This is a genomic window from Pontibacter diazotrophicus (assembly GCF_003367245.1).
In the GTDB taxonomy this organism is placed as follows: domain Bacteria; phylum Bacteroidota; class Bacteroidia; order Cytophagales; family Hymenobacteraceae; genus Pontibacter; species Pontibacter diazotrophicus.
Genome location: NZ_QRGR01000001.1, coordinates 229,162 through 249,991 on the forward strand (window position 1 = coordinate 229,162; position 20,830 = coordinate 249,991).

General features: G+C 48.2%; 19 protein-coding genes. 10 read left to right on the forward strand and 9 right to left on the reverse strand.

Annotated elements, in window-relative coordinates; genetic code table 11:
- Positions 1-40: 40 nt before the first annotated feature.
- The 3 genes from recN to DXT99_RS00995 all read left to right on the forward strand — a co-directional run bounded on the left by recN (position 41) and on the right by DXT99_RS00995 (position 4,235).
- Positions 41-1,738 carry a DNA repair protein RecN gene (recN, locus tag DXT99_RS00985; RefSeq protein WP_115563641.1) on the forward strand — a complete coding sequence of 566 codons (1,698 nt, stop codon included), beginning with the start codon at positions 41-43 and terminating at the stop codon, positions 1,736-1,738.
- 61 nt (positions 1,739-1,799) lie between these two features.
- Positions 1,800-2,612 carry an enoyl-ACP reductase FabI gene (locus DXT99_RS00990; protein WP_115563642.1) on the forward strand — a complete coding sequence of 271 codons (813 nt, stop codon included), beginning with the start codon at positions 1,800-1,802 and terminating at the stop codon, positions 2,610-2,612.
- A 252-nt stretch (positions 2,613-2,864) separates the two neighbouring features.
- Positions 2,865-4,235 (forward strand): HTTM domain-containing protein, encoded by a 1,371-nt coding sequence (locus tag DXT99_RS00995; protein ID WP_115563643.1) that lies wholly within the window; start codon positions 2,865-2,867, stop codon positions 4,233-4,235.
- A 37-nt stretch (positions 4,236-4,272) separates the two neighbouring features.
- On the opposite strand, the gene DXT99_RS01000 is transcribed toward DXT99_RS00995, so the two are convergent.
- The 3 genes from DXT99_RS01000 to DXT99_RS01010 all read right to left on the reverse strand — a co-directional run bounded on the left by DXT99_RS01000 (position 4,273) and on the right by DXT99_RS01010 (position 6,658).
- Positions 4,273-5,772, reverse strand: coding sequence for a M28 family peptidase (locus DXT99_RS01000; RefSeq protein WP_115563644.1), 1,500 nt, complete (start codon positions 5,770-5,772; stop codon positions 4,273-4,275).
- A 69-nt stretch (positions 5,773-5,841) separates the two neighbouring features.
- Complete coding sequence (locus DXT99_RS01005; RefSeq protein ID WP_115563645.1) at positions 5,842-6,213, reverse strand: cupin domain-containing protein; 372 nt, start codon at positions 6,211-6,213, stop codon at positions 5,842-5,844.
- 202 nt (positions 6,214-6,415) lie between these two features.
- Positions 6,416-6,658 (reverse strand): Kazal-type serine protease inhibitor domain-containing protein, encoded by a 243-nt coding sequence (locus DXT99_RS01010; protein ID WP_115563646.1) that lies wholly within the window; start codon positions 6,656-6,658, stop codon positions 6,416-6,418.
- A gap of 204 nt (positions 6,659-6,862) precedes the next feature.
- On the opposite strand from DXT99_RS01010, the gene DXT99_RS01015 reads away from it, so the two are divergent.
- From DXT99_RS01015 to DXT99_RS01025, 3 genes are all read left to right on the forward strand, one after another.
- Positions 6,863-7,276, forward strand: a complete 414-nt coding sequence (locus tag DXT99_RS01015) for a YtxH domain-containing protein (protein WP_115563647.1) — start codon at positions 6,863-6,865, stop codon at positions 7,274-7,276.
- Positions 7,277-7,434: 158 nt separating this feature from the next.
- Positions 7,435-7,725 carry a YtxH domain-containing protein gene (locus tag DXT99_RS01020; RefSeq protein WP_115563648.1) on the forward strand — a complete coding sequence of 97 codons (291 nt, stop codon included), beginning with the start codon at positions 7,435-7,437 and terminating at the stop codon, positions 7,723-7,725.
- Between the two features lie 247 nt (positions 7,726-7,972).
- A complete protein-coding gene (locus tag DXT99_RS01025) occupies positions 7,973-8,563 on the forward strand; it encodes a YtxH domain-containing protein (RefSeq protein WP_115563649.1) in 591 nt (196 codons plus the stop codon).
- 82 nt (positions 8,564-8,645) lie between these two features.
- Here the strand turns inward: DXT99_RS01025 and lysS are convergent, their stop codons facing one another.
- A complete protein-coding gene (gene lysS, locus DXT99_RS01030; RefSeq protein ID WP_115563650.1) occupies positions 8,646-10,187 on the reverse strand; it encodes a lysine--tRNA ligase in 1,542 nt (513 codons plus the stop codon).
- A gap of 512 nt (positions 10,188-10,699) precedes the next feature.
- Positions 10,700-11,728: a hypothetical protein gene (locus tag DXT99_RS01035; protein ID WP_115563651.1), complete on the reverse strand. Its 1,029-nt coding sequence runs from the start codon at positions 11,726-11,728 to the stop codon at positions 10,700-10,702.
- Positions 11,729-11,990: 262 nt separating this feature from the next.
- Between DXT99_RS01035 and DXT99_RS01040 the strand changes: the two genes are divergently transcribed.
- Together DXT99_RS01040 and DXT99_RS01045 are read left to right on the forward strand one after the other, a co-directional pair.
- Positions 11,991-13,148: a trans-sulfuration enzyme family protein gene (locus DXT99_RS01040; RefSeq protein WP_115563652.1), complete on the forward strand. Its 1,158-nt coding sequence runs from the start codon at positions 11,991-11,993 to the stop codon at positions 13,146-13,148.
- Between the two features lie 139 nt (positions 13,149-13,287).
- Positions 13,288-13,698 carry a hypothetical protein gene (locus DXT99_RS01045; protein WP_246000381.1) on the forward strand — a complete coding sequence of 137 codons (411 nt, stop codon included), beginning with the start codon at positions 13,288-13,290 and terminating at the stop codon, positions 13,696-13,698.
- Here the strand turns inward: DXT99_RS01045 and ggt are convergent.
- Both ggt and DXT99_RS01055 read right to left on the reverse strand, forming a co-directional pair.
- Positions 13,692-15,455 carry a gamma-glutamyltransferase gene (gene ggt, locus DXT99_RS01050; RefSeq protein ID WP_220273327.1) on the reverse strand — a complete coding sequence of 588 codons (1,764 nt, stop codon included), beginning with the start codon at positions 15,453-15,455 and terminating at the stop codon, positions 13,692-13,694. The two genes, DXT99_RS01045 and ggt, sit on opposite strands and share 7 nt — an antisense overlap.
- Positions 15,456-15,540: 85 nt before the next feature.
- Positions 15,541-17,649: a carboxy terminal-processing peptidase gene (locus DXT99_RS01055; RefSeq protein WP_246000382.1), complete on the reverse strand. Its 2,109-nt coding sequence runs from the start codon at positions 17,647-17,649 to the stop codon at positions 15,541-15,543.
- A 285-nt stretch (positions 17,650-17,934) separates the two neighbouring features.
- On the opposite strand from DXT99_RS01055, the gene DXT99_RS01060 reads away from it, so the two are divergent.
- Together DXT99_RS01060 and DXT99_RS01065 are read left to right on the forward strand one after the other, a co-directional pair.
- Entirely contained in the window at positions 17,935-18,390 is a 456-nt protein-coding gene (locus tag DXT99_RS01060) for a PA2169 family four-helix-bundle protein (protein ID WP_115563654.1), read from the forward strand.
- Between the two features lie 106 nt (positions 18,391-18,496).
- A complete protein-coding gene (locus DXT99_RS01065) occupies positions 18,497-19,045 on the forward strand; it encodes an arylesterase (RefSeq protein WP_115563655.1) in 549 nt (182 codons plus the stop codon).
- Positions 19,046-19,110: 65 nt separating this feature from the next.
- Here DXT99_RS01065 and DXT99_RS01070 read toward each other — a convergent pair whose 3' ends face one another.
- Together DXT99_RS01070 and DXT99_RS01075 are read right to left on the reverse strand one after the other, a co-directional pair.
- Positions 19,111-19,746 carry a DUF4142 domain-containing protein gene (locus DXT99_RS01070; protein ID WP_115563656.1) on the reverse strand — a complete coding sequence of 212 codons (636 nt, stop codon included), beginning with the start codon at positions 19,744-19,746 and terminating at the stop codon, positions 19,111-19,113.
- Positions 19,747-20,188: 442 nt separating this feature from the next.
- Positions 20,189-20,722: a hypothetical protein gene (locus DXT99_RS01075; protein ID WP_115563657.1), complete on the reverse strand. Its 534-nt coding sequence runs from the start codon at positions 20,720-20,722 to the stop codon at positions 20,189-20,191.
- Positions 20,723-20,830: the final 108 nt, after the last annotated feature.

Consider the following 20,830-nt stretch of genomic DNA (forward strand, 5'->3'; position numbering starts at 1 on the left):
AAAGTCTTATATCTTGGATTTTAGTCTTGTGTCTTGATGTATGCTGATAGATCTTAAAATAAAAAATTACGCCCTGATTGAGAAGCTGGAGATGCGTCCTTCGCCGGTGCTCAATATCATCACGGGTGAAACCGGTGCGGGTAAATCCATTATGCTGGGGGCCATAGGCCTGCTGATGGGTAACCGCGCAGATACAAAGCTGCTCTTTAACCAGAACGAGAAGTGCGTGATAGAGGGAGTATTCGATATATCGAGCTACAACCTGCAGGAGCTCTTCACGAAAGAGGACCTGGACTTTGATGACCAGTGTATTCTGCGCCGCGAGATTAGCCCGAGCGGGAAGAGCCGTGCCTTTGTCAACGACACACCCGTAACGCTGGACGTGATCCGGAAAATCGGTGAGAACCTGATGGACGTCCACTCGCAGCACGACACGCTGCAGCTCGGCGATACCAGTTATCAGCTGAACATCCTGGACATATATGCCGGTAACACGGCAGCCATGGGTAACACCACCTTCGATATATATGCGGGGAACCTGTCGTACCTGCGCAAGTATAACGAGAGTTACCGCCAGTTTAAAAAGCTGGAGAGTGACTATAAAAAGCTGACTGAAAAGCTGGCACAGGCCCAGAAAGAACATGACTACCACGCTTTTCTCCTGAACGAGCTGGCAGAGGCCAGCCTGCAGGAAAAAGAGCAGGAGGAATTAGAGGAAGAGCTGAAGCAACTGGAGAATGCCGAAGACATTAAACTGAAGCTCGCACAGGCGGTGCAGAGCCTCACGGAGTCGGAGTTTAACATTACCTCGTCCCTGAAAGACACGGCCTATCTTATTGGGCAGCTGGCACAATTCTCCTCTAAATACGAGGAACTGCGCACCCGCACGGAGAGCTGCATGATAGAGCTAAACGATATTGCCGGGGAGTTGGAGGACGCTGATCGAAATACCGAAGCTGACCCGGAGCGGACAGAAGAGGTACAGGAGCGCCTGAACCTGATCTATACCCTGCAGCGCAAGCACCAGGTGCTTACCATCGCTGAGTTGCTGGGAATACAGCGTGAGCTGGAAGATAAAGTGGGTAGTGTCTTGAATCTGGACAACGCCATTGCCAGCACCGAAAAGGCTATGAAGCAGGCAGAGAAGGAGGTGCACGAAAAAGCAGCGATCCTTTCGGAGCGCCGCAAAGCTTCCTTCGACACATTTGAGCAGGAGCTGTATACACTCGTTGCTGACCTTGGTATGCCAAACGCCCGCATTGTCATTCAGCACAACGAAGTAGCGCCAACAGCCACAGGTACCGATGATATCAACATCCTGTTCAGCGCCAACAAAGGAGCACAGCCCCAGACGTTGAGTAAGGCTGCCTCCGGTGGTGAATTCTCGCGCCTGATGCTCAGCATTAAGTATATGCTCGCAGATAAGACTGCATTGCCAACCATTGTGTTCGACGAGATTGATACTGGTATATCCGGTGAGGTAGCTGTGAAAGTAGGGAAGATGATGCAGCAGATGGCGCAGAAGCACCAGATTATTGCTATTTCGCACCTCCCGCAAATTGCAGCACAGGGCAACTCCCATTACTTTGTGTATAAAGAAGACACCGAAGAACGAACCATCAGCCGCGTGCGGAAACTGGATGAGGAGGAGCGCGTGAATGAAATCGCACATATGATTGCAGGGGCCAACCCAAGCGCCAATGCCTATCAAAGTGCGAAAGAGTTGCTTTCACTATAAAGAGTTATGCTTATATTGCTGCCTTAAACGCGGTCATACACAAACAACAACATAAAAAGACATGTCCTATAATCTGCTAAAAGGAAAGAAAGGAATTATTTTCGGAGCCCTGGACGAGAAGTCTATTGCCTGGAAGGTAGCAAAGCGTGCCCACGAAGAAGGTGCCGAGTTCGTGCTGACGAATGCGCCACTTGCCATGCGCATGGGAGAAATAAAGAAGCTGGCGGAGGAATGCAACGCAGAGATTGTGCCTGCTGATGCTACTTCAGTAGAAGACCTGGAGAACCTGTTCACCAGATCGCAGGAGATTTTGGGTGGCAAACTGGACTTCGTGCTGCACTCTATTGGTATGAGCCCGAACATCCGTAAGAGCAAATCTTACGGCGACCTGAACTACGACTGGTTTCAGAAAACGCTGGATATTTCGGCTCTTTCTTTCCATAAGGTAATGCACGTGGCAGAAAAGCAGGACGCGCTGAATGAGTGGGCTTCTATTGTGGCCTTGTCTTATGTCGCGGCACAGCGTGTGTTCCCTGACTATACAGACATGTCGCAGGCGAAGGCAGTGCTGGAGTCCATTGCCCGTAACTACGGCTACCGCTTAGGCAAGCTCAAGAACGTGCGCGTAAACACGATTTCGCAGTCTCCGACCAAAACTACTGCCGGTACAGGCGTAGGCGGCTTCGATGCGTTCTACGAATATGCTGATAAGATGTCACCGCTTGGCAACGCGTCTGCCGAAGCCTGCGCAGATTACACCATCACCCTGTTCTCTGACCTGACTAAAATGGTCACCATGCAGAACCTGATGCACGACGGTGGCTTCAGCAACATGGGTATCTCTGAAGATATCGTGAACATGATACAGAAGTAAATTCAAAAATGGGAGATTTGAAAATGATTCTCCTTTGATATAACAGAATGGCCTCTGGAGCAGCTGCTCCAGAGGCCATTCTGTTATACAGCGGGTTCCTTGATACGATGGATGTATACGTACCCGCTGCAGGCTTTATCTTGTCACGTATTTTTAAAGAAGTAAGGTTCTTCTCTGCTTTTTTTGTGATATTACTTTTCTAAAAAAGCAGCCTTTATATTTAGGAGGTCTAATCACTTTAATTTAGGAGTCATGCAACAGCTTCTCAAGCCGATATCCATTTATCCGCTTGTTTATTTCCGGATCCTGTTTGGGTTATTGATGTTCTGCGAAGGAATTGGCGCGGTACTGATTAACTGGGTGCAGGAGCATTATGTGGAGCCTACTTACCACATTGGCTATATTGGCTTAGAGTGGATAAAGCCACTGCCAGGGTATGGGATGGTGTATGTTTACCTGCTGATGGCGCTGCTAGGCCTCCAGATAATGCTGGGCTGGCGCTACAAAATCACCTCCTTTTTGTTCTTTCTGCTGTTTGGTTATAGTTTCTTCAGTGAAAAGACGCACTACCTTAACCACCACTACCTCATTTTTCTAATGAGCGGGTTAATGGTGCTACTGCCTGCACACCGTAAATTATCCCTGGATGTGCGGCGGCAGCCAGAGCTGGAAAGCGATGTGGCACCACAGTGGACACTATGGCTTTTCAGGATTCAGTTGCTGTTCGTTTACTTTTATGCTGGCGTTGCTAAAATACAGCCTGACTGGCTGGCGGCTAAGTCGGTGAGCATCTGGATGTCGTATAAAACACATTTTTACGTCATCGGCCCTTACCTGAACACGCCTGCCATGATTTGGCTTGTTGCCTGGGGAGGTGTGGTTTTTGACTTTCTGATAGGCTTTGCCTTGCTGTGGCCCCGCACACGTATGGCTGCTTTCTGGGTGGCCTTTGTATTCCATATCTTCAACTCTGCAGTATTTCATGTAGGCGTGTTTCCGTATTTCATGATTGCAGCCAATGTGCTTTTCTTTCGCCCGGATCAGATTGCCCGTTGGTTTTTCAGGAAAGAAGTTTCTCCTGCAGCCCTGCAAACTATGCCTCTGAAGCAGCCGAAATGGCAGCAGCGCCTAGGTATTCAGTTCTTTATAATCTACCTGAGTTGGCAGCTGGTGTTCCCGCTGCGGCACTTCTTTATACCCGGCGACGTGAACTGGACTGAAGAAGGGCATCGGTTCTCGTGGCGGATGATGTTGCGCACCAAAAGTGGAGCCGTATATTACACCGTGCAGGATGCAGCCACGCAAAGAACAGAAATTGTGAGCCCTTCCACTTACCTGGCAACGGAGCAGCTAAAGGAGCTCCCGAAGCACCCTGATATTATCTGGCAGGTGGCACAGATCATAAAAGAAGAGTATAAAAAGCAGGGAATGAAAAATCCGGAGGTATACGCCATCTCCAAGCTTAGCCTCAACGGATATCCGCTGCACCCGATTGTAGATCCTTCCGTTGATCTGGCTTCAGTGCCTTATACATGGGGTGCAAAAGAATGGGTAACGCCACGGCCTGTTGCCGATGGGTGGCCATGGGCAAAGCAGGCTCTTTCGGAGGCGGAGGAAAAATAAATCAACCTGCTACCGTACCTTTTTGGCTGTACTTTACTTAGCGCTCCAACTTTGCGTCCGGATCTGTGGTTGGGCGTTGCAGAGCTTCTGAAACGGCCCAGCCGGTTGCATACATCCAGCGCGTCATCTTTGTTAGCTTCTCCAAGTCAATGCGTTCTGCTTCATCCCGTGGGGTGTGGTAGTCCGGGTGCAGGAGCGTGGTGAAAAAGATGGCGGGGATTCCGGCGCGGGCGTAAGGCAAGTGGTCGCTGCGGAAGTACCAGCCCTCCGGATGGCTCGCTTCATCCCAGGATGTATCAATGGTGAAATTTGTAAACTGCTGATTCGCCTGCATGGCCATTTCTACTAGTGCGGTGGAATTGCGATGTGGTGGTATGGCACCCAGCAGGGCGGCAGAGTCAGGTGCATTGCGCCCGATCATGTCTCCGTTCAGCACTGCCACTATCGATTCTTTTTCCACCGTAGGGTGCTCTACATAATAACGGGAGCCAAGCAAACCGCGCTCTTCTGCGCCATGCCATACAAACAGGGCGGAGCGCTTTCCGGGATTTTGGGTCCAGGCCCTGCCGATGGCTAAGAGCGCCACCGTAACAGAGGCATTGTCGTCGGCACCGTTATAAATAGAGTCTCCGTCTACAGTTGCCCCTATGCCATCATGGTCGTGGTGGCCGCTAAAAAGCACATGCTCCCTCCGCAGTTCAGGGTCTGAGCCGGGAGCCCTGGCCACCACGTTCATCGACGGGTAAGTATACTTGTCCACTTTGATGTTAGCTGTCAGTTTTGCCTCAGGCTGTTTAAGATTGGGCGCCAAAGCAGATTGAACCAGCATGACAGGCGCAGCACTGTTTTGCTGGTTGGCATCGCCTTCCAGCAGGTAGGTGCCCTCCTCAAAAACATGGGCTATAAAACCAAAGTCCGCTTCCGCTGTGGAGTCCGTCACCAACAGTATGGCGGCAGCCTTCTGATTTTTCAGGGCATTGGTTTGCTGGCGTAGCGCCGAGGCAACATAGCGGTAGTTCCACAGGCTCATTCCCGCTGCAGGCATGCGTGTTGGTGGCTGAAGCGTCATGGCCACTACTTTCCCTTCCAAATTCTGTCGGGCAGTATCCGCCAGCGCGTTTAGCCACACGACAGGTGCCTCTATGCGTGCTTCTGTGGGTGATGTAAGCCACACTTGCTGCCATAGGGTGGCGGGCTTTCCGCTGATAGCAATGGTGCTGTTATCCGCTACGCGTGTCCGGCTGATGGGGAAAAACTGGAAATAGGTACCGTCGTCTCCTGCAGGTTCCAAACCGGCTTCGCGTGCCTGCTCTGCTACCCAGGCAGCTGCTCTGAGTTCATCTACTGTTCCGGCTCTTTTCCCCCGCATCTCGTCACTGGCCAGGGTAAAGAGGTCCTCGCGTAATTCTTCTGTACTGATAGCTGAAAGGGCTGGCTGGCCTGGCGCAACAGCGCTGGTTGCAGAACCTGATGAAGTCTGAGTACAGGCTGTGGCGGCTACCGCAGCGGCAAACAGGTATAAGTGTATCTTCTTCATATAGGATAATCAGATAAAGCATTCACACGTCATTCACTATGCTTCAACTTTTAAGAAGTACCGGAGGCACTAATCATCTTCCCGGTGAACGGTGCTGATATCGAAGGCGGGAATACAGATGGACCAGTATTCTGTTTCTTCGTCGTAAGGATTTGAATAGCGGATACGCGCACCCGCTTTTATCAGGATGGACTCTCCGGCCTTTACTTCTACTTCTTCTCCGTCTATTTCCATTAACTGACGGCCCCGGGTAATAATTGTAATCTCATCAAATTCCGGCTTCTGATGAGGTTCACCCCAGTGGGGCGGAGCTACCATGTGTGCCACGCTGAAGCCGCCGGTCTGGGTGGAGGCGTGGCCAAAGTGCTCTTCTATAAATTTCCCGTCGTGGGTAGGTACCCGAAAAGGTTTTGTTTGTTTAAAGTATTTTTTATCGCTCATTTCAGTTTGTTTTTATAGGTAAAAAGCGGATGTGCCTGTTAAGAGCATGTTTAAAATTTATTCTTTGAGCTGCAAATGTGCGCTTTCAGAACCTGACTACGGCTGTTTTTCGTGCAATAGCGCTGCTATTACCCTCAAAACGAGCCTTGTCAGAACCTAAAGTCACCCATTTTCGCTTTCAAAAATAAAATTTAAACATGCTCTAATCTCCATCACCACTGCAGGTGCCCTTGGTATAAGAAGTAACGCCTGCGTTGTCGGCCATACAGGCATTACTGTAAGTCTTGCCATCACAGCCGCACACAGGGTCATACTGCATGGTACAAATACCGTCAGGGTTTATTTTGTCAGGATCAATGCAGGCCGTCTGAGCAGTTTCGGTGCCTGCGCAGGAAAATACGCTGCTCAGCATCATAGCAAGGAAAGCAGTGTTTATACTTTTCATAAATTATGCTTCGGATGATTTATAATTTTATACGCAGTCGTTACACTTGTTGTGCCTATATTAACTAAATATGGCTGAAACCGTATGTATTTTCGATGCGCAAAACTATGGAAATAAAAACGGAGAACAGCTTTTTACTGCTGTTATCTGTTCCTATCTGAAGGGCGAGAAGCGTACAGAATATTACTTAATTAAATTAAAACCATGAACAACAAGAACAAAGACAACGGAAAAATACTTTTAGCTTCCCTGGCAGGATTAGGTGCTGGTGTAGTAGCAGGTTTGTTGCTAGCGCCTGAAGATGGCCGTGCTGCTCGCCAGAGTGTGATGCAAAGCCTTAATGAGGCAGGAGATGAAGTTAACAATACGTTGAAGCGTTGGACAGCCAAAGTGAAGGCTATGTCAAACCAGGGACAAGGCAGTGATGACGATCAACTGGTAATGCAGGGGTCCTGGACTGATGTGAAGAGACAACTGAGAAATAACTATGATGATTTAACAGAAGAGGATCTGGACTATCAGGAAGGAAGCGAAAGAGAGCTGCTTGACCGCTTGCAGCGTAAGCTCGGAAAGACAAAGGATGAGGTAGTTCGCCTTATTTCTCAGATTGGGCAATAGCACTTTGGTGTGGCTGTGAAACCAGGTTTGGCTATGGCTATAAATGTTCAATAATAGAATTCTTTTGTATAGATATAACTTAATGCTATACTTGAACGTTATTCAAAGAACATTGTAAAAACAGAATAACTAAATTTAATAATAACCAATCAAAGACTATGAAAGATAATAGCGGAAAGATATTATTAGCTATGTTGGCTGGCGCTAGCGCCGGTGTAATTGCAGGTTTGCTGATGGCACCGGATACTGGTGAAGTTACCCGTACCAGCGTTAAGAAATGGGCTGGCAAAGTAAGCAAAGACTTAGAAAAGAACCTGCAAATTGGTTTAGACGAAATCAAAAATATGAGCGGTGATACGTTCGGCAAATCCGAAGAAACTAATAAAGGCGGTTCTAACACAGGTACAACAGGCGGCAACGCAACAGGCACTACTGGCGGTAACGCTTAACCACCTGATATAGTGAAATAGATGGTATACAGAATAAGATTATTCTGTAGCACAGGCCGCATGAGTCATGCTCATGAACGGAGCTAATGTTACCTTCAGGTGCGCCTGTTCTTGATGTAGAGCAGGCGCAGCTTGTTTTTTAGGAGCTTTGCTAACCTATTACTGCCTATCTCGTTATTAGTAGAAAATAAAGTCTTTATACGGACTTTATGTAAATGATATACCCCAATTAAAACAAATACGAACTATGAGAACAGACATGGATTGCAGATCATTAGGAGAACGCGGATCAAACTATAATACGGAGTCATCTTCTTCTTCACTACACCAGATGAAGCAGAAAGATACCTCTTCAAAATCGAAGAAAAAGAAAGCTGCTGCTGTTGGTGCTGGCGGGTTTACCGCAGGCTTGTTAGCAGGTGCTGGTGTAGGAGTTCTTGCCGGGCTGCTTTTAGCTCCTGAAAGAGGTACAGCTATACGTAGAAAAGTAACAGATTCAGCTAAAAAATACACTGACCAGGTAAGCAGCCAGGTAAATGACCTGATGAACAAGGTGAACAAAGGCGGAGGCCAGACAGATGCGCATGTAAACGAAGCTCCTGATCTACCTCCTACTGCAACTACCGGTAGAGTGGCTACCAGCACGACTACTACTGGCACCACAAAGAACAGCCCGTACACTGATACCGATAAGCGTAGCGACAAGGATGTGAAGAATATGATAAACGACCCACGAAATCCGGGAAGTACAGGCAACACAGGCCCTGGAACCACAGGAACTACAGGCCCGGGTACTACAGGTGGCCCAACAACGCCAACTACTCCACCGAGACCATAAGGGGTACGATAATACAGTCAAAAAGAAAGCGCCTGCTACATTGTAGCAGGCGCTTTCTTTTTGTATCAATCTGGTGTATATATTACTTTTCTTCTTCTTTCTTCTCCTGTTTTTCCGGCTTCATCTGCGGGAAGAACAAGACATCCTGAATAGAGTGGGAGTTTGTCATGATCATGCTCAGGCGGTCGATGCCGATACCCAGGCCTGCTGTTGGCGGCATACCGTATTCCAGGGCACGCAGGAAATCTTCGTCCAGCACCATGGCTTCCGTATCGCCACGCTTGCCCAATTCCAGTTGCTCCTCAAAGCGGGCACGCTGGTCAATCGGGTCGTTCAGCTCAGAGAAGGCGTTACAGATTTCTTTACCGTTACAGATTGCCTCAAAACGTTCTACCAATCCTGGCTTGCTGCGGTGCTTCTTGGCCAGCGGGCTCATCTCTACCGGGTAGTCGGTAATGAAAGTCGGCTGAATCAGGTATGGCTCGCAAGTTTCGCCGAAAATCTCATCAATAATTTTGCCTTTGCCCAGTGTTGGCTCAATTCTGATGCCTAAGCCTTCTGCTGTCTGGCGCAGGGCCGGCTCATCCATTTCAGAAATGTCAATCTTTGTGAAGTGCTCGATGGCCTCAAACATGGTGAAGCGCTTCCAAGGGCGCTGGAAATTAATCATGTTTTCGCCCACTTTCACCTCCGTAGTACCGTGCAGATCCATGGCTACTTTCTCTACCATCGCCTCCACCAGGTCCATCATCCAGTTATAGTCTTTGTACGCAACGTAAAGTTCTACCTGCGTAAATTCCGGGTTATGGAAACGGCTCATGCCTTCGTTACGGAAGTCTTTCGCAAACTCAAACACGCCATCGAAACCACCTACAATCAGGCGCTTCAGGTACAACTCATTGGCAATGCGCAGGTACAGCGTCATGTCCAGGGTATTGTGGTGTGTTTTAAACGGACGAGCCGCCGCACCACCGTATAAGGGCTGCAGGACAGGTGTTTCCACCTCCAGGTACCCTTTATCGGTCAGGAAGCTGCGCATGGAGTTTACCAGTTGCGTACGCTTTTTAAAAGTTTCGCGCACCTCAGGGTTTACCACAAGGTCAACGTAACGCTGGCGGTAACGCAGTTCCGGGTCGCTGAACGCATCGTACACGTGCTCTACGCCGTTCTCATCTACCTCGCGCTTCACAATGGGGAGCGGCTTCAGAGATTTTGTAAGCACTTTCAATTCGGTAACATGTACCGAAATCTCACCCACCTGCGTCACGAAAGTATAACCCTTTATACCGATAAAGTCGCCGATATCAAGCATCTTCTTGAACACGGTATTGTACATGGCCTTGTCTTCGTCCGGTGCAATATCATCGCGTGATACATAAATCTGGATGCGACCAGTGCTGTCCATGAGTTCCGCAAAAGAGGCTTTGCCCATGATGCGGCGACTCATTAAGCGGCCAGCCAGGCTAACCTCCTGGTAGTTGTTCTTTTCCTTATCGAAATTTTGTTTTATTTCTTTGGCAGTGGCAGTAACTTCAAAGGTCTCAGATGGATAGGGGTTAATCCCCATTTTCTCCAGCTCTTCGCGCTCATGGCGTCTGCGTAGTTCCTGTTCGCTCAGTTGCATGCGTTTTTAGTAATGGTGGTCGTTTTAAATAATCTGCAAAATTCGTAAATAAATGGCAGCTTTTAAAGGTTAATCTGCTAATTGTTAAATGGCTTGATTGTTAAATGGTTGGTGCTGGTAGAGAAGGGGAAGCGAGTTGGGTATGTGAAGCTTTATGCTGCTTTTATCAAATATGCGCAAGTATGAGAGGCAAACTTTTTAAGAGGCGTTGCTATGTGATTCATTAACTGACCTAGAAATAGTCCCAGCGGGACGACCTGTTGATAGAAAATCATTCTTGGCACTTCTTAAGCTCCAGAGGAGCGACCTGTTGATGCATCTCAAACAGACCGCTCCTCTGGAGCTTAAGGTGCCTATGGAACATCAGGCTATCAACAGGTCGTCCCGCTGGGACTTTTGCACACATCCTCTTTGTTATTCAGTCATTCAAAATTCAGTTATTCAAAAATAAAAAAAGGCTCCCGCAGGTATAAACCCACGGGAGCCTGAAGTATATAGATGGGTAAAACAGCTTAAGCTGCCTGCCCCAGTTGGTAATCGTCTTCTGTGAAGAGCGGCTTGATTCGCTCCTGCATCCTGGCTGCTGCAAAAGAGTTTTGCAGGTGCTTTGGCAGTTCCTGTACAAAAGCCTCATATTGCTGCATACCCATAGCCTGTGCCACATAACTTTCATGTATGCCATTCAGGTAACTCACGATTTCCAGCAGCGATTCATGGAACAGCTTGAAGTCTATGTCTGCCTGCACAAAGCGCTCAATTTCGCGGTGCGATGAGGAGATGCGCAGGCGGGCCATCAGGTCAAAGATAGTGGTATAGCCCACGCGCCAGGTAAGCTGCTGCCAGTGCTGTGGCCCGAACTTCTGCAGTACCTCATTGGTGCGGCTGCTACGGATGGCAGTAGCAGGGTTTGCCTGTACCTGTTGCCTTACCGTTTTCGCCTTCTGCCGGCGTGTGGTGCGCAGAAACTGCCCAATCTGTGCCTGTGCCTCCAGTTCCTTTCCTGCTATCTGTAGGCCCGGCTTATAGTGTGCCAGTGGCAGCCGGTTAATGTTAAAGTCTTCGTAGTGGCCGGAAGCATAGAATCCTATTGCTCTTGAATAGGCGTTCTTCACTACCAGTCGCCCTGCTTCGCGGAGTATCAGCGCTTCATGATTTGAACTGACACCGCGCGTACGCAGGAAAGCCTGTAGCCCGGCAAAAACTGTGTAGTAAGCCTGCGGGAAAGTCCAGTGGAGCGCGTTACGCATATAAGCCTCGTCTCCCAACTCTGCAGTGGCACGCAAAGCATACTCGGTGCTCCAGCAGTTCAGCAACAAGCGTTTTACAGCCTCTATATCCTGTTCGTTCAATTCTGGTTTTGCCTCTTTGAAAAAAGTAAGATGCGCTAAGCCATTATCGTTGAAGTGCTGGATATGATAATTTATCGCAAAAAAGTAGTTTAGAAACACCTGGGCCGGAATGGATTTCTGCCACTCTTTTTCCGTCATTTTCTGTTCCTCCGGATACAGCGAAACAACATTTTCTTCTTCTTTCTCTTTCATAAATAAACAACATCTGTGGACCAGGAACAGTTGCAATAAATGCTAATATTTGTAGCACAAGATAAAAATATTAGTGCTCATAATCAAGATTTTACGCGCGAATGTGAAATTTAATTATGTGTTTCTGAACCTCAGAGGCACATAATTTAGATATTGAGCGGTAAAAGCTAATAATATTAGTATTTGCCATGAGATACGTTTGGTAGCTGCTGAACGCAAAGCGCCGCGAAGGAGTAAAAGGAGTTAAAATCACATTGAAACCATGGACTTAGCATACATTATAAATGAACTGGGAGAGGAGCGGGAGCAGTATTTTGAGGCAGTAGCGCCACCCATTATACAGAGCAGCAACTTTGCGAGTAAGACCGTAGCCGACATGCGATATAAAATGAAGCATGAGGAGGACGAGTATATGTATAGCCGGGGCAATAACCCTACGGTAACCATATTTGAGAAGAAAATGGCAGCACTGGAAGGGGCGGAACATGCCGTCGCCTTTGGTAGTGGCATGGGAGCTATAGCAGCGGCCGTACTTTCGCAGGTAAAAGCCGGAGACCATGTGGTGTGTGTAAAACGGCCCTATACCTGGGCTAAGAATCTGATGCGTAAGTTCCTGCCCCGCTTCGGTGTAGAGGTCACGATGGTAGACGGCAAAGACATAGTCAACTTCAAAGAAGCCATGAGGCCAAACACAAAGTTGCTGTACCTCGAGAGCCCTACCTCCTTTACATTTGAGCTGCAGGATCTTTCTGCAGTGGCGGCCTTTGCAAAAGAGAATAACTGTGTTACCATCATCGACAACAGCTTTGCCAGTCCCCTGCATCAAAACCCGATTGCTTTTGGGATAGACCTGGTCGTGCATTCCTGCACCAAGTACATCGGCGGGCATTCCGATGTGATGGGTGGTGTTGTATGCGGCTCGCGGGAGCATATAAACCAGATTTTTAAAGGGGAGTTCTTAACACTTGGGGCAGTGCTTTCCCCGCACGATGCCTGGCTGTTTATCAGGGGGCTTCGCACCCTGCCGGTACGGATGGAGCGGGTAGCAGCCTCCACTCACAAGGTAGTGAGCTATTTAACCCAGCATCCAAAGGTAGAGCAGGTACTGTTTCCTTTCCTGCCCACGCACCCGCAGTATGAGCTAGCGCAGCGCCAGATGCGGGACAACTCCGGTCAGTTTTCCCTGTATCTCAAAGCAGCGCGTATGGAACAGGTAGATAAATTCTGCGACAGTCTTAAGCACTTCCTGATGGCGGCATCCTGGGGCGGGCATGAGTCGCTTATTTTCCCGGTGTCGGCCACTTATGCCTCCGAAGAAATGAAGTCGGACCTGCCTTTTAATATGGTGCGGTTTTACGTAGGGCTGGAAGAGCCGGAATACCTTATCAAAGACTTAGAACAGGCGCTGGATAAAATGTAGCAAAGCTGCTTCACGTAAGGCTTGAGCGGGCTGTTATACTTAAGGTACCTCTCTCTAGCCTTGCATTCTTGCCTGGAACTTAAAATTAAGTATAACCCTAGCAGGCTGCAGCTGGTAAAAAGATAAAAAATAAACAGAGATGAATATAGTTGACAGACCAGATATCGCGAATAACGCACATGCTGCTACTTTGATAGGAGCAGGGCTAACCAGTTACTTTCTGAACGAGAGCCGACCAAAAACCGCACTGATACCACCGGCAGTAGGAGGGGCCTTGCTTACGCTGAGCTCAGGAGTAAGGGCCGGTAACAGAACAGTGGCGCATGCAGCGGTGGGGCTAACCACGGTGCTCACGCTCATGACAGGAAGAATGTTTGCCAAAGCGGTAGCACCATCCAGAGAAGTTAAAAGAATATTCACCCCGGAAGTACTTAACCGCAGGGCCACCGTCTTCGGGCTGATGACAGCCACGGGTATTGCTGCAGTGAGTGTGTATGTAGCTGGCTTTATTCAGAAAAGGAAGCAGCAGCAGGCCCTAACAGATCAATAGCCCGCTGCCTTGTCGTCACCGCGCGGATCAGCTCCTCCTTCCAGCTTGCCATCAGGTAGCACTAAAATAGCGTCCATGCGGCCATAATAGCCCCTCTCACGCAGTTTATAGCCCTTGTTGGTAAGTTGGTCTCTAACCTCCGTAGAAAGCGCCTCAGGCTCGTGTTGTATCTCATCTGGCAGCCATTGGTGATGGAAGCGTGGAGCCGCCACGGCCTGCTGCATCGTCATATCATGTGCGGTTACATTCAGGATAGCCTGGAAAACAGAGGTGATGATGGTAGATCCTCCCGGTGTGCCTACTACCATATAAAGCTTTCCATCCTTCTCCAGGATGGTAGGCGTCATGGCGCTGAGCATGCGCTTGCCTGGAGCAATAGCGTTTGCTTTGCCTCCTATCAGGCCAAACATATTCGGCACGCCCGGCTTTGCGCTGAAATCATCCATTTCGTTGTTCAGCAGAAAGCCTGCGCCTTCTACTACTACCCTGGAGCCATAGCTGCCGTTGAGGGTGGTGGTGACAGATGCGGCGTTGCCGGCTTCATCAACAATACTAAAGTGCGTGGTCTGCTCTGATTCATAAACCGATAGTTCTCCGGCTTTTACAGTAGCGGAAGGAGTGGCCTGAGCAAGACTTACGTTTGCCATGCGCTCTTTCAGGTAAATTGGGTCCAGAAGCTCCTGCACAGGTACTTCTACAAAGTCAGGATCGCCGAGGTAGGTGGCACGGTCGGCATACACCCTGCGCTCAGCCTCTGTCATCAGTTGCACGGCTTCGGTGCTTTGCCAGCCATACTGGTTTAGTTTGTAAGACTCTACCATCTGTAACAACTGCAGCAGGGCAATGCCTCCGCTGGAAGGTGGCCCCATGGAGATAACTTTAAAGTTCCGATATTCTCCTATGATAGGTTGCCGCCATTGGGCAGCATAGTTTGCCAGATCCTGGTGTGAGATGATGCCGTTGCCACGCTGCATTTCCTGCAAAATCAGGTCAGCGGTTTCGCCGGTGTAAAAGCCGTCGCGGCCATTGTCGCGGATACGGGTTAAGGTGCGTGCCAGGTCCGGGTGGCGTAAGGTATCACCCTTCTGCCACGCCTCATCCTGCACGAGGTAAGGCATATGCTTGTTAAGCCTCAGAAAGCTTTCTTTCGACCTGTTCAACCCATTTGCTTCTTTCTCTGTTAGTGCTACGCCTCTTGTGGCCAGGTTAATAGCAGGCTGTACCAACTCTGCCCAGGGCAGTGAGCCTAATCTTTTATGCAGTTGCACCATTCCATCTACGGTACCCGGAACGCCGGCTGCTAAGTGCCCGTCTGTGCTCAGGCCTTCTACCACATTGCCTGCCGTGTCTTGGTACATTGTTTCTGTTGCAGCACCTGGAGCTTTCTCCCTGTAATCCAATGCGCCTGTTTCGCCGTTGCTTTGCCGGTAAACCACAAAGCCGCCTCCGCCTATGTTGCCTGCTGCAGGATGTACTACGGCCAGTGCAAACTGCGTGGCTATGGCGGCATCATACGCATTGCCCCCTTTCTTCAGAATTTCTACTCCTACGCGGGAGGCTTCAGGGTGTGCTGAAACCACCATGGCTTTGTTTGTAACCAGCCCTCTTTCCTGTACTGCGCTTTCGGGGTTTGAACCTGTGGCACAGCTACTCAGCAAAGAGGTAAATAATATGAGAAGCAGCAGCCAGGATCTTAGGTTTGCTTTTGTATATCCTTTTAGAAGATAAGCCGAGAGGTAGAGTTGTTGGTTTAGCATGTATGGTATTGATAGCTTGAAGGGGTAATATAAAAAACGCCGGCTATGATTCATAGCCGGCGTTTTCAAAGTATTTTAATGAAGCTTATTTCTTCTGCTGTTTCCCCGTGATAGACATTGGCTTCAGATCACTCTGAATAATGGCTACAGCCTCTTCCACATATACATCCTGCTTCAGGTTCTTTACAAATTCTCTGCTACGAGCCACTTTAGAAGTGTCGCTTCCTAGCGCCTGAAGGTCTTGCTGCAGGCGGTTAACATTAAGTGCCGGCGCAGATTCCTGAGCTGCCTCAAAGCGCTTGGATGCTGCCTCTGCTTTAGCCTCCTCGGCCAGGTACTTCTCTAATTGAAGTGAGCGTTCTGTATTGTCAGATTGCTTTTTCAGGCGGCCCGCGCTTTCTTCAATCAGGGTAAAGCTGGCGTTTGTGGCTATCCTGTTTTTGCTGTTAGTCTGCACCTTGGCAAGATTTAAATTGCCTTTAGACCATGGCTTGTATTTGGCTGGGGCAATTTCATCAAACGGCAATGGATACTCCTGCTCTTTTTCTCCAAATTCGATGTAATGGTAAGCATCCGGAAGAATGATATCAGGTGTCACACCGCGCAGCTGCGTAGTACCACCGTTAATGCGGTAGAACTTTTGCGTTGTCAGCTTTAGCGCACCAAACGGCTTGAAAGCATCAAACTGCGATGGCAGCGCTTCGTCCAGTTCAAAAAACTGCTGTACAGTACCTTTGCCATATGTAGGGCTACCAACAATCACGGCACGCTTATAGTCCTGCATAGCTGCTGCTAGAATCTCAGAAGCTGATGCGCTGTTAGCGTTCACCATAATTACGAGCGGGCCATCATACTGCACCTGCGGGTCGCGGTCGTTTAGGACCACGGCTTTGCCTTCAGCTGTTTTTACCTGTACGATTGGTCCCTGGTCTACAAACAGGCCAGCCATTTCTATGGCGTCTGAAAGAGAACCTCCACCGTTGTTGCGCAGGTCAAGAATAAGACCTTCCATACCTGCTGCTTTCAGCTTCTCTACTTCCTTCTTCACATCGGCACCACTAAAGCGACCGTCTTTGTTCTGGAAATCAGCGTAGAAGCCCGGCAACTTAATATAGCCAATTTTCTCCTGATCATCAATGATGGCAGACTGGGCATATCCTTCTTCTAATACAATGATATCACGCACAATCGGAATAACCTGTGTAGAACCGTCCGGCTTTTTCACCGTCAGGCGTACTTCTGTTCCCTTTTTACCACGGATAAGCTGAATTGCGTCGTCGAGACGCATGCCTTCAACCAAAACAGGGTCATTATCTCCTTGTGCCACTTTCTGAATTACATCACCGGGCTTCAAGTCGCCTTGCATATAAGAAGGGCTGCCTGGCACAATGTCCATCACCTTAATCTGGTTGTCTTGCTCCTGTAAGGAGGCACCAATACCTTCTAATCGACCTGTAAATTCAATATCGAAATTACGCTTGTCCTTAGGAGGGAAATAGCCTGTATGCGGGTCATATACATTGGTGATGGCATTGATAAACGTTGTACGGCGATCGTCGGCATTGATTCTTTCCATACGCTCATACAGGCCTTCGTAAGATTTTCTAACCTTCTCACGAGCCTCTTTCTCCATTTGCTCAGGAGTCTTTGTATCTGTTTTATCGCCTTTTTCTAAGGCTTTTTCCTGCTCTTTTTTGATTTCAGAGAGGCGAACCAGCGTCTGGTATTTCAGCTGCTTGCGCCATGCTTCTTTCAGAGCCGCTCTGTCTTTTGCATAAGTAAGTTTCTCTCCGTCCGTTTCGATTGTCTCATTTACAGAAAAATCGAAAGGCTGGGAAAGAATCTCTTTGTAGAAAGCCTGAGATTCTTTTGTACGCTGCGCGATGAGATCGGCAGACACATCAAAAAACTCCAACGAGCCCTCGCGGAGCTGGTCGTCTATGGCTGTTCTATACTTGCGCAAGTTCTGCACATCTGAGGCAAGTAAAAATTTCTTGTTAAAGTCGAGGCGCTGTACATAAAGGTCAAATACCTTCTGAGAGAAAGCGTCGTCTACTTTTTCTGGTTGATAGTGTCCGCTATTTAAGCCTTGCATCAAGGCTTTAATCAGGATCTGATTTTTCCCTTCAGGCGTCTCGTCGCTTTTGTAAAGGATAAAGGAAGCTGTCAGCAGGATTACTGCAAATACAGACAATATGATTTTGAAACGAGTTGTCAATGATAGCATCTAATTAAATTGAAAGTACTATTTATGTTACGCAAAAGTGATGCCGAAGATAATGAACGGCCCAGAGGCGAAGCTTTGAATGGTAATGTAGTGAAAACTTTTTATTTCATAAACCAGGTGTTCACATTACGCATCCGGTACATGCCACTTACACTAGCGCTTACTTTAAGAGTATACGGCTTCTGCCGTTAGTTATTATAACTCATAAAGGCCTATTTTCGTTTCGGATAGATGAACTAAAACAGAAAAGCTATGCAAAACAACAATGAAAAGACGATAGATGTACTGCAGGAACTTAACCAGTTTGTGAACGATAGAATCGAAGGTTACAAGCATGCCTCTGAAGCTACAAAGAACCCGGCGCATCAGTCTTTCTATAATGATTTAATTAATGAGAGCAATCAGTTCTCTAACCAGATAAACAGAACCATCAGCAAATACGGTGGCGAAAGACAAGAGAGTACTACAACGAAGGGTAAAATCTTCAGGGGCTGGATGGATGTGAAGGCAACTGTGACAGGTAGTGATGAAGAGGCAATAATCGAATCTAACCTGTATGGTGAAGAATGGGCGCAGAAGGCCTATAATGATGCCCTGGATCAGAAAGGCGAACTCCCAGAGAACATCGTCCAGATGGTGGAGAAGCAGAAGCAGTCTTCTTTGGCTACTTGTGAGAAACTCCGTCAGATGAAAGAAACAGTAGACTAAGAGACTAATCATAAAGTTGAAAAGGGTTGCCAGCTATGGTAACCCTTTTTATTTAGCAGGCAGTGTGAAAGCAGCTCTGCCTTAACATGAATAGACACTGAAAGAGATGAAGAATATTTTGTTTTTTGGGAATAGCCTCACAGCTGGCTATGGACTGCCTGCTGCGCAGGCTTACCCCAGCCTGATACAGGCAAAGCTAACTGAAGAAGGATATAATTATAAAGTAATAAACGCGGGTTTGAGTGGTGATACCTCCTCAGGGGGAGTATACCGGATAGACCGCTGGCTGAACGAGCCGGTTGATATTCTGGTGCTGGCCCTGGGAGCAAATGATGGCCTGCGTGGGATTCCCACCCGCGAAACAACGAAGAACCTGCACGAGATTATACGTAAAGTGCGGCTGAAATACCCTGAGGTGAAAATTATTCTTTCAGGTATGGAAATACCGGACATTGTGCCCGGCAGGTATGCGGCTGAGTTCCGGAAGCTGTTCCGGGAACTGGCGCTGAAGGAGAATGTTTCCTTTATTCCCTTCTTGCTGGAGGGCGTGGTAGGCAACCGTTACCTGAACCTGCCGGATGGGGTACACCCGAACGCAGAGGGACAGAAGGTGCTGGCACAGCATACCTGGAAGGTGCTGAAAGATCTGCTTTAACATGTATTTTAAGAACAGCAATGGCGAGACTACGCTCGCCATTGCTGTTCTTATTATGGTTTCTGTTAGTTACCAATTCGAGCCCCGGAGCCCTCTTCCTCTCTGTCTCTGACACCGGTCGGTGTGTCGTAGCCCTGCATAAAATCCTGAGATTTTGCCTGTTCCATTTGTGCCTGAAGTTCTTTGCGGGTATCGCGCGCCCAGATGCTGAACGCCGTTGCATCTGATTCTTCGACATCTTTCAGTGTATTGTCAAACTCATTTATCGCTTTCTGCTGCGCATCCGCCAGTTCTTCCCAGTATTTTTCATCAAACTCAGTGACTGCAGTGTTCTGTAATTCCTCTACGTGTTCCGCCTGTTCGTCATTCAGTTCCAGCGGCAATGTAACATTATACTGCTGCGCCATTTCCCGTAGCTGTGCCTGTTTGTCGCTGTACCAGTCCATCAGCCGTTGTCCGTACACCCGCACGCCTTCGGTGTTGCCATGCTCGGTAGCCAGGCGGCCCAGTTCCATCTGTAGCATGTTGTTTCGGGCAGCATATACCATCAGTTCCTGTTTTTCTTCGGTTATCGCAGTGTCAGGGGCTACTACTGGTGTTCCGGTGGCTGCGGTATTTTGCTGATCATTTGTTCCAGAGTCGCAGGAGGCGAAGGTGAGTACCCCTCCCAGAAAAGCGACGGCAAGTATCATCTTTTTCATAGTGTATCGTTTCTTTAAGTAGAATTACATGTATATACCTTTTGCATACGAAACTACCGAAATTTGTTTTCTGCATAGCAACATAGCATGAAAGAGGGCAGGTGCCTTGAATGGGCGCAAAGGAAAACTTTTACATAAAATATCCCCTTACATATACATAAGGAAGCAAAGTCATGCATTTTCTTATGTTAGGGCTATAAGTTCTACAGTAAACCGAAAATTGATGTAGTAACTATTCGTATGTCTTAATGCTGTGCCTCTTTTTTTGGCCGCTTGTTCTAGATTGCATTATGCCTGCCAGATAGTTGGATGATCGAAGATTGTATTTAGGGCTGTAACCCAAAGACTTTTAGCAGTTAAATTACAATGCGTTCGGTGGCGCAGGTTTATAAAAAAAGCCTGCCCTTCTACAGGCAGGCTTTTCTTTCATTTATTTTATCTACTAATAATAGATGTGTTCACCTCTGTTTTTCTGGAAGTGTGTCTCGAAGTAACGTGCATCTTCAGCGTTGTGAGGTCTGAAACCAAGCACGATGTTACCTTCTTTAACACCCGATTCGTACACTTTAGCACGCTCTTCAGGTATACCAGCACCTACTAAGGCACCAATCAAGCCACCTGTAAGACCACCCGCACCCGCACCGGCAAGACCTGCTGCCAGCGGGCCAGCAACTACCAGTCCTAAGCCTGGAATTGCCACAGAAGTACCAATAGCGGCCACGGCTCCTACGATAGCACCTAATGTACCACCAATTGCTGAACCAGCACCCGTACCTTCAAGAGACTTGTTGCCAAGCTCTGTGGTATCTTCTCTGTCTTCGTCACTGAAATGGCGCTTACGAGCGTCATCCGACATCACTACATTTATATCATCTTTATCATACCCACGTGCTCTCAATTCTTCATAGGCAGTTTCCGCGCTTGCTCTGTCAGGAAACATTGCGGTCATCATACCTGCATCATCTGTTCTGTTCATAGTCTTTTTCTTTATAGTTCATTTAATAGTTCGTAAGGCAGCAAAGGCTTATTTATAAGTTTTCCCTGCCCCTAGTCTTAACGGTGCCAGACAACTATGGGTTACATT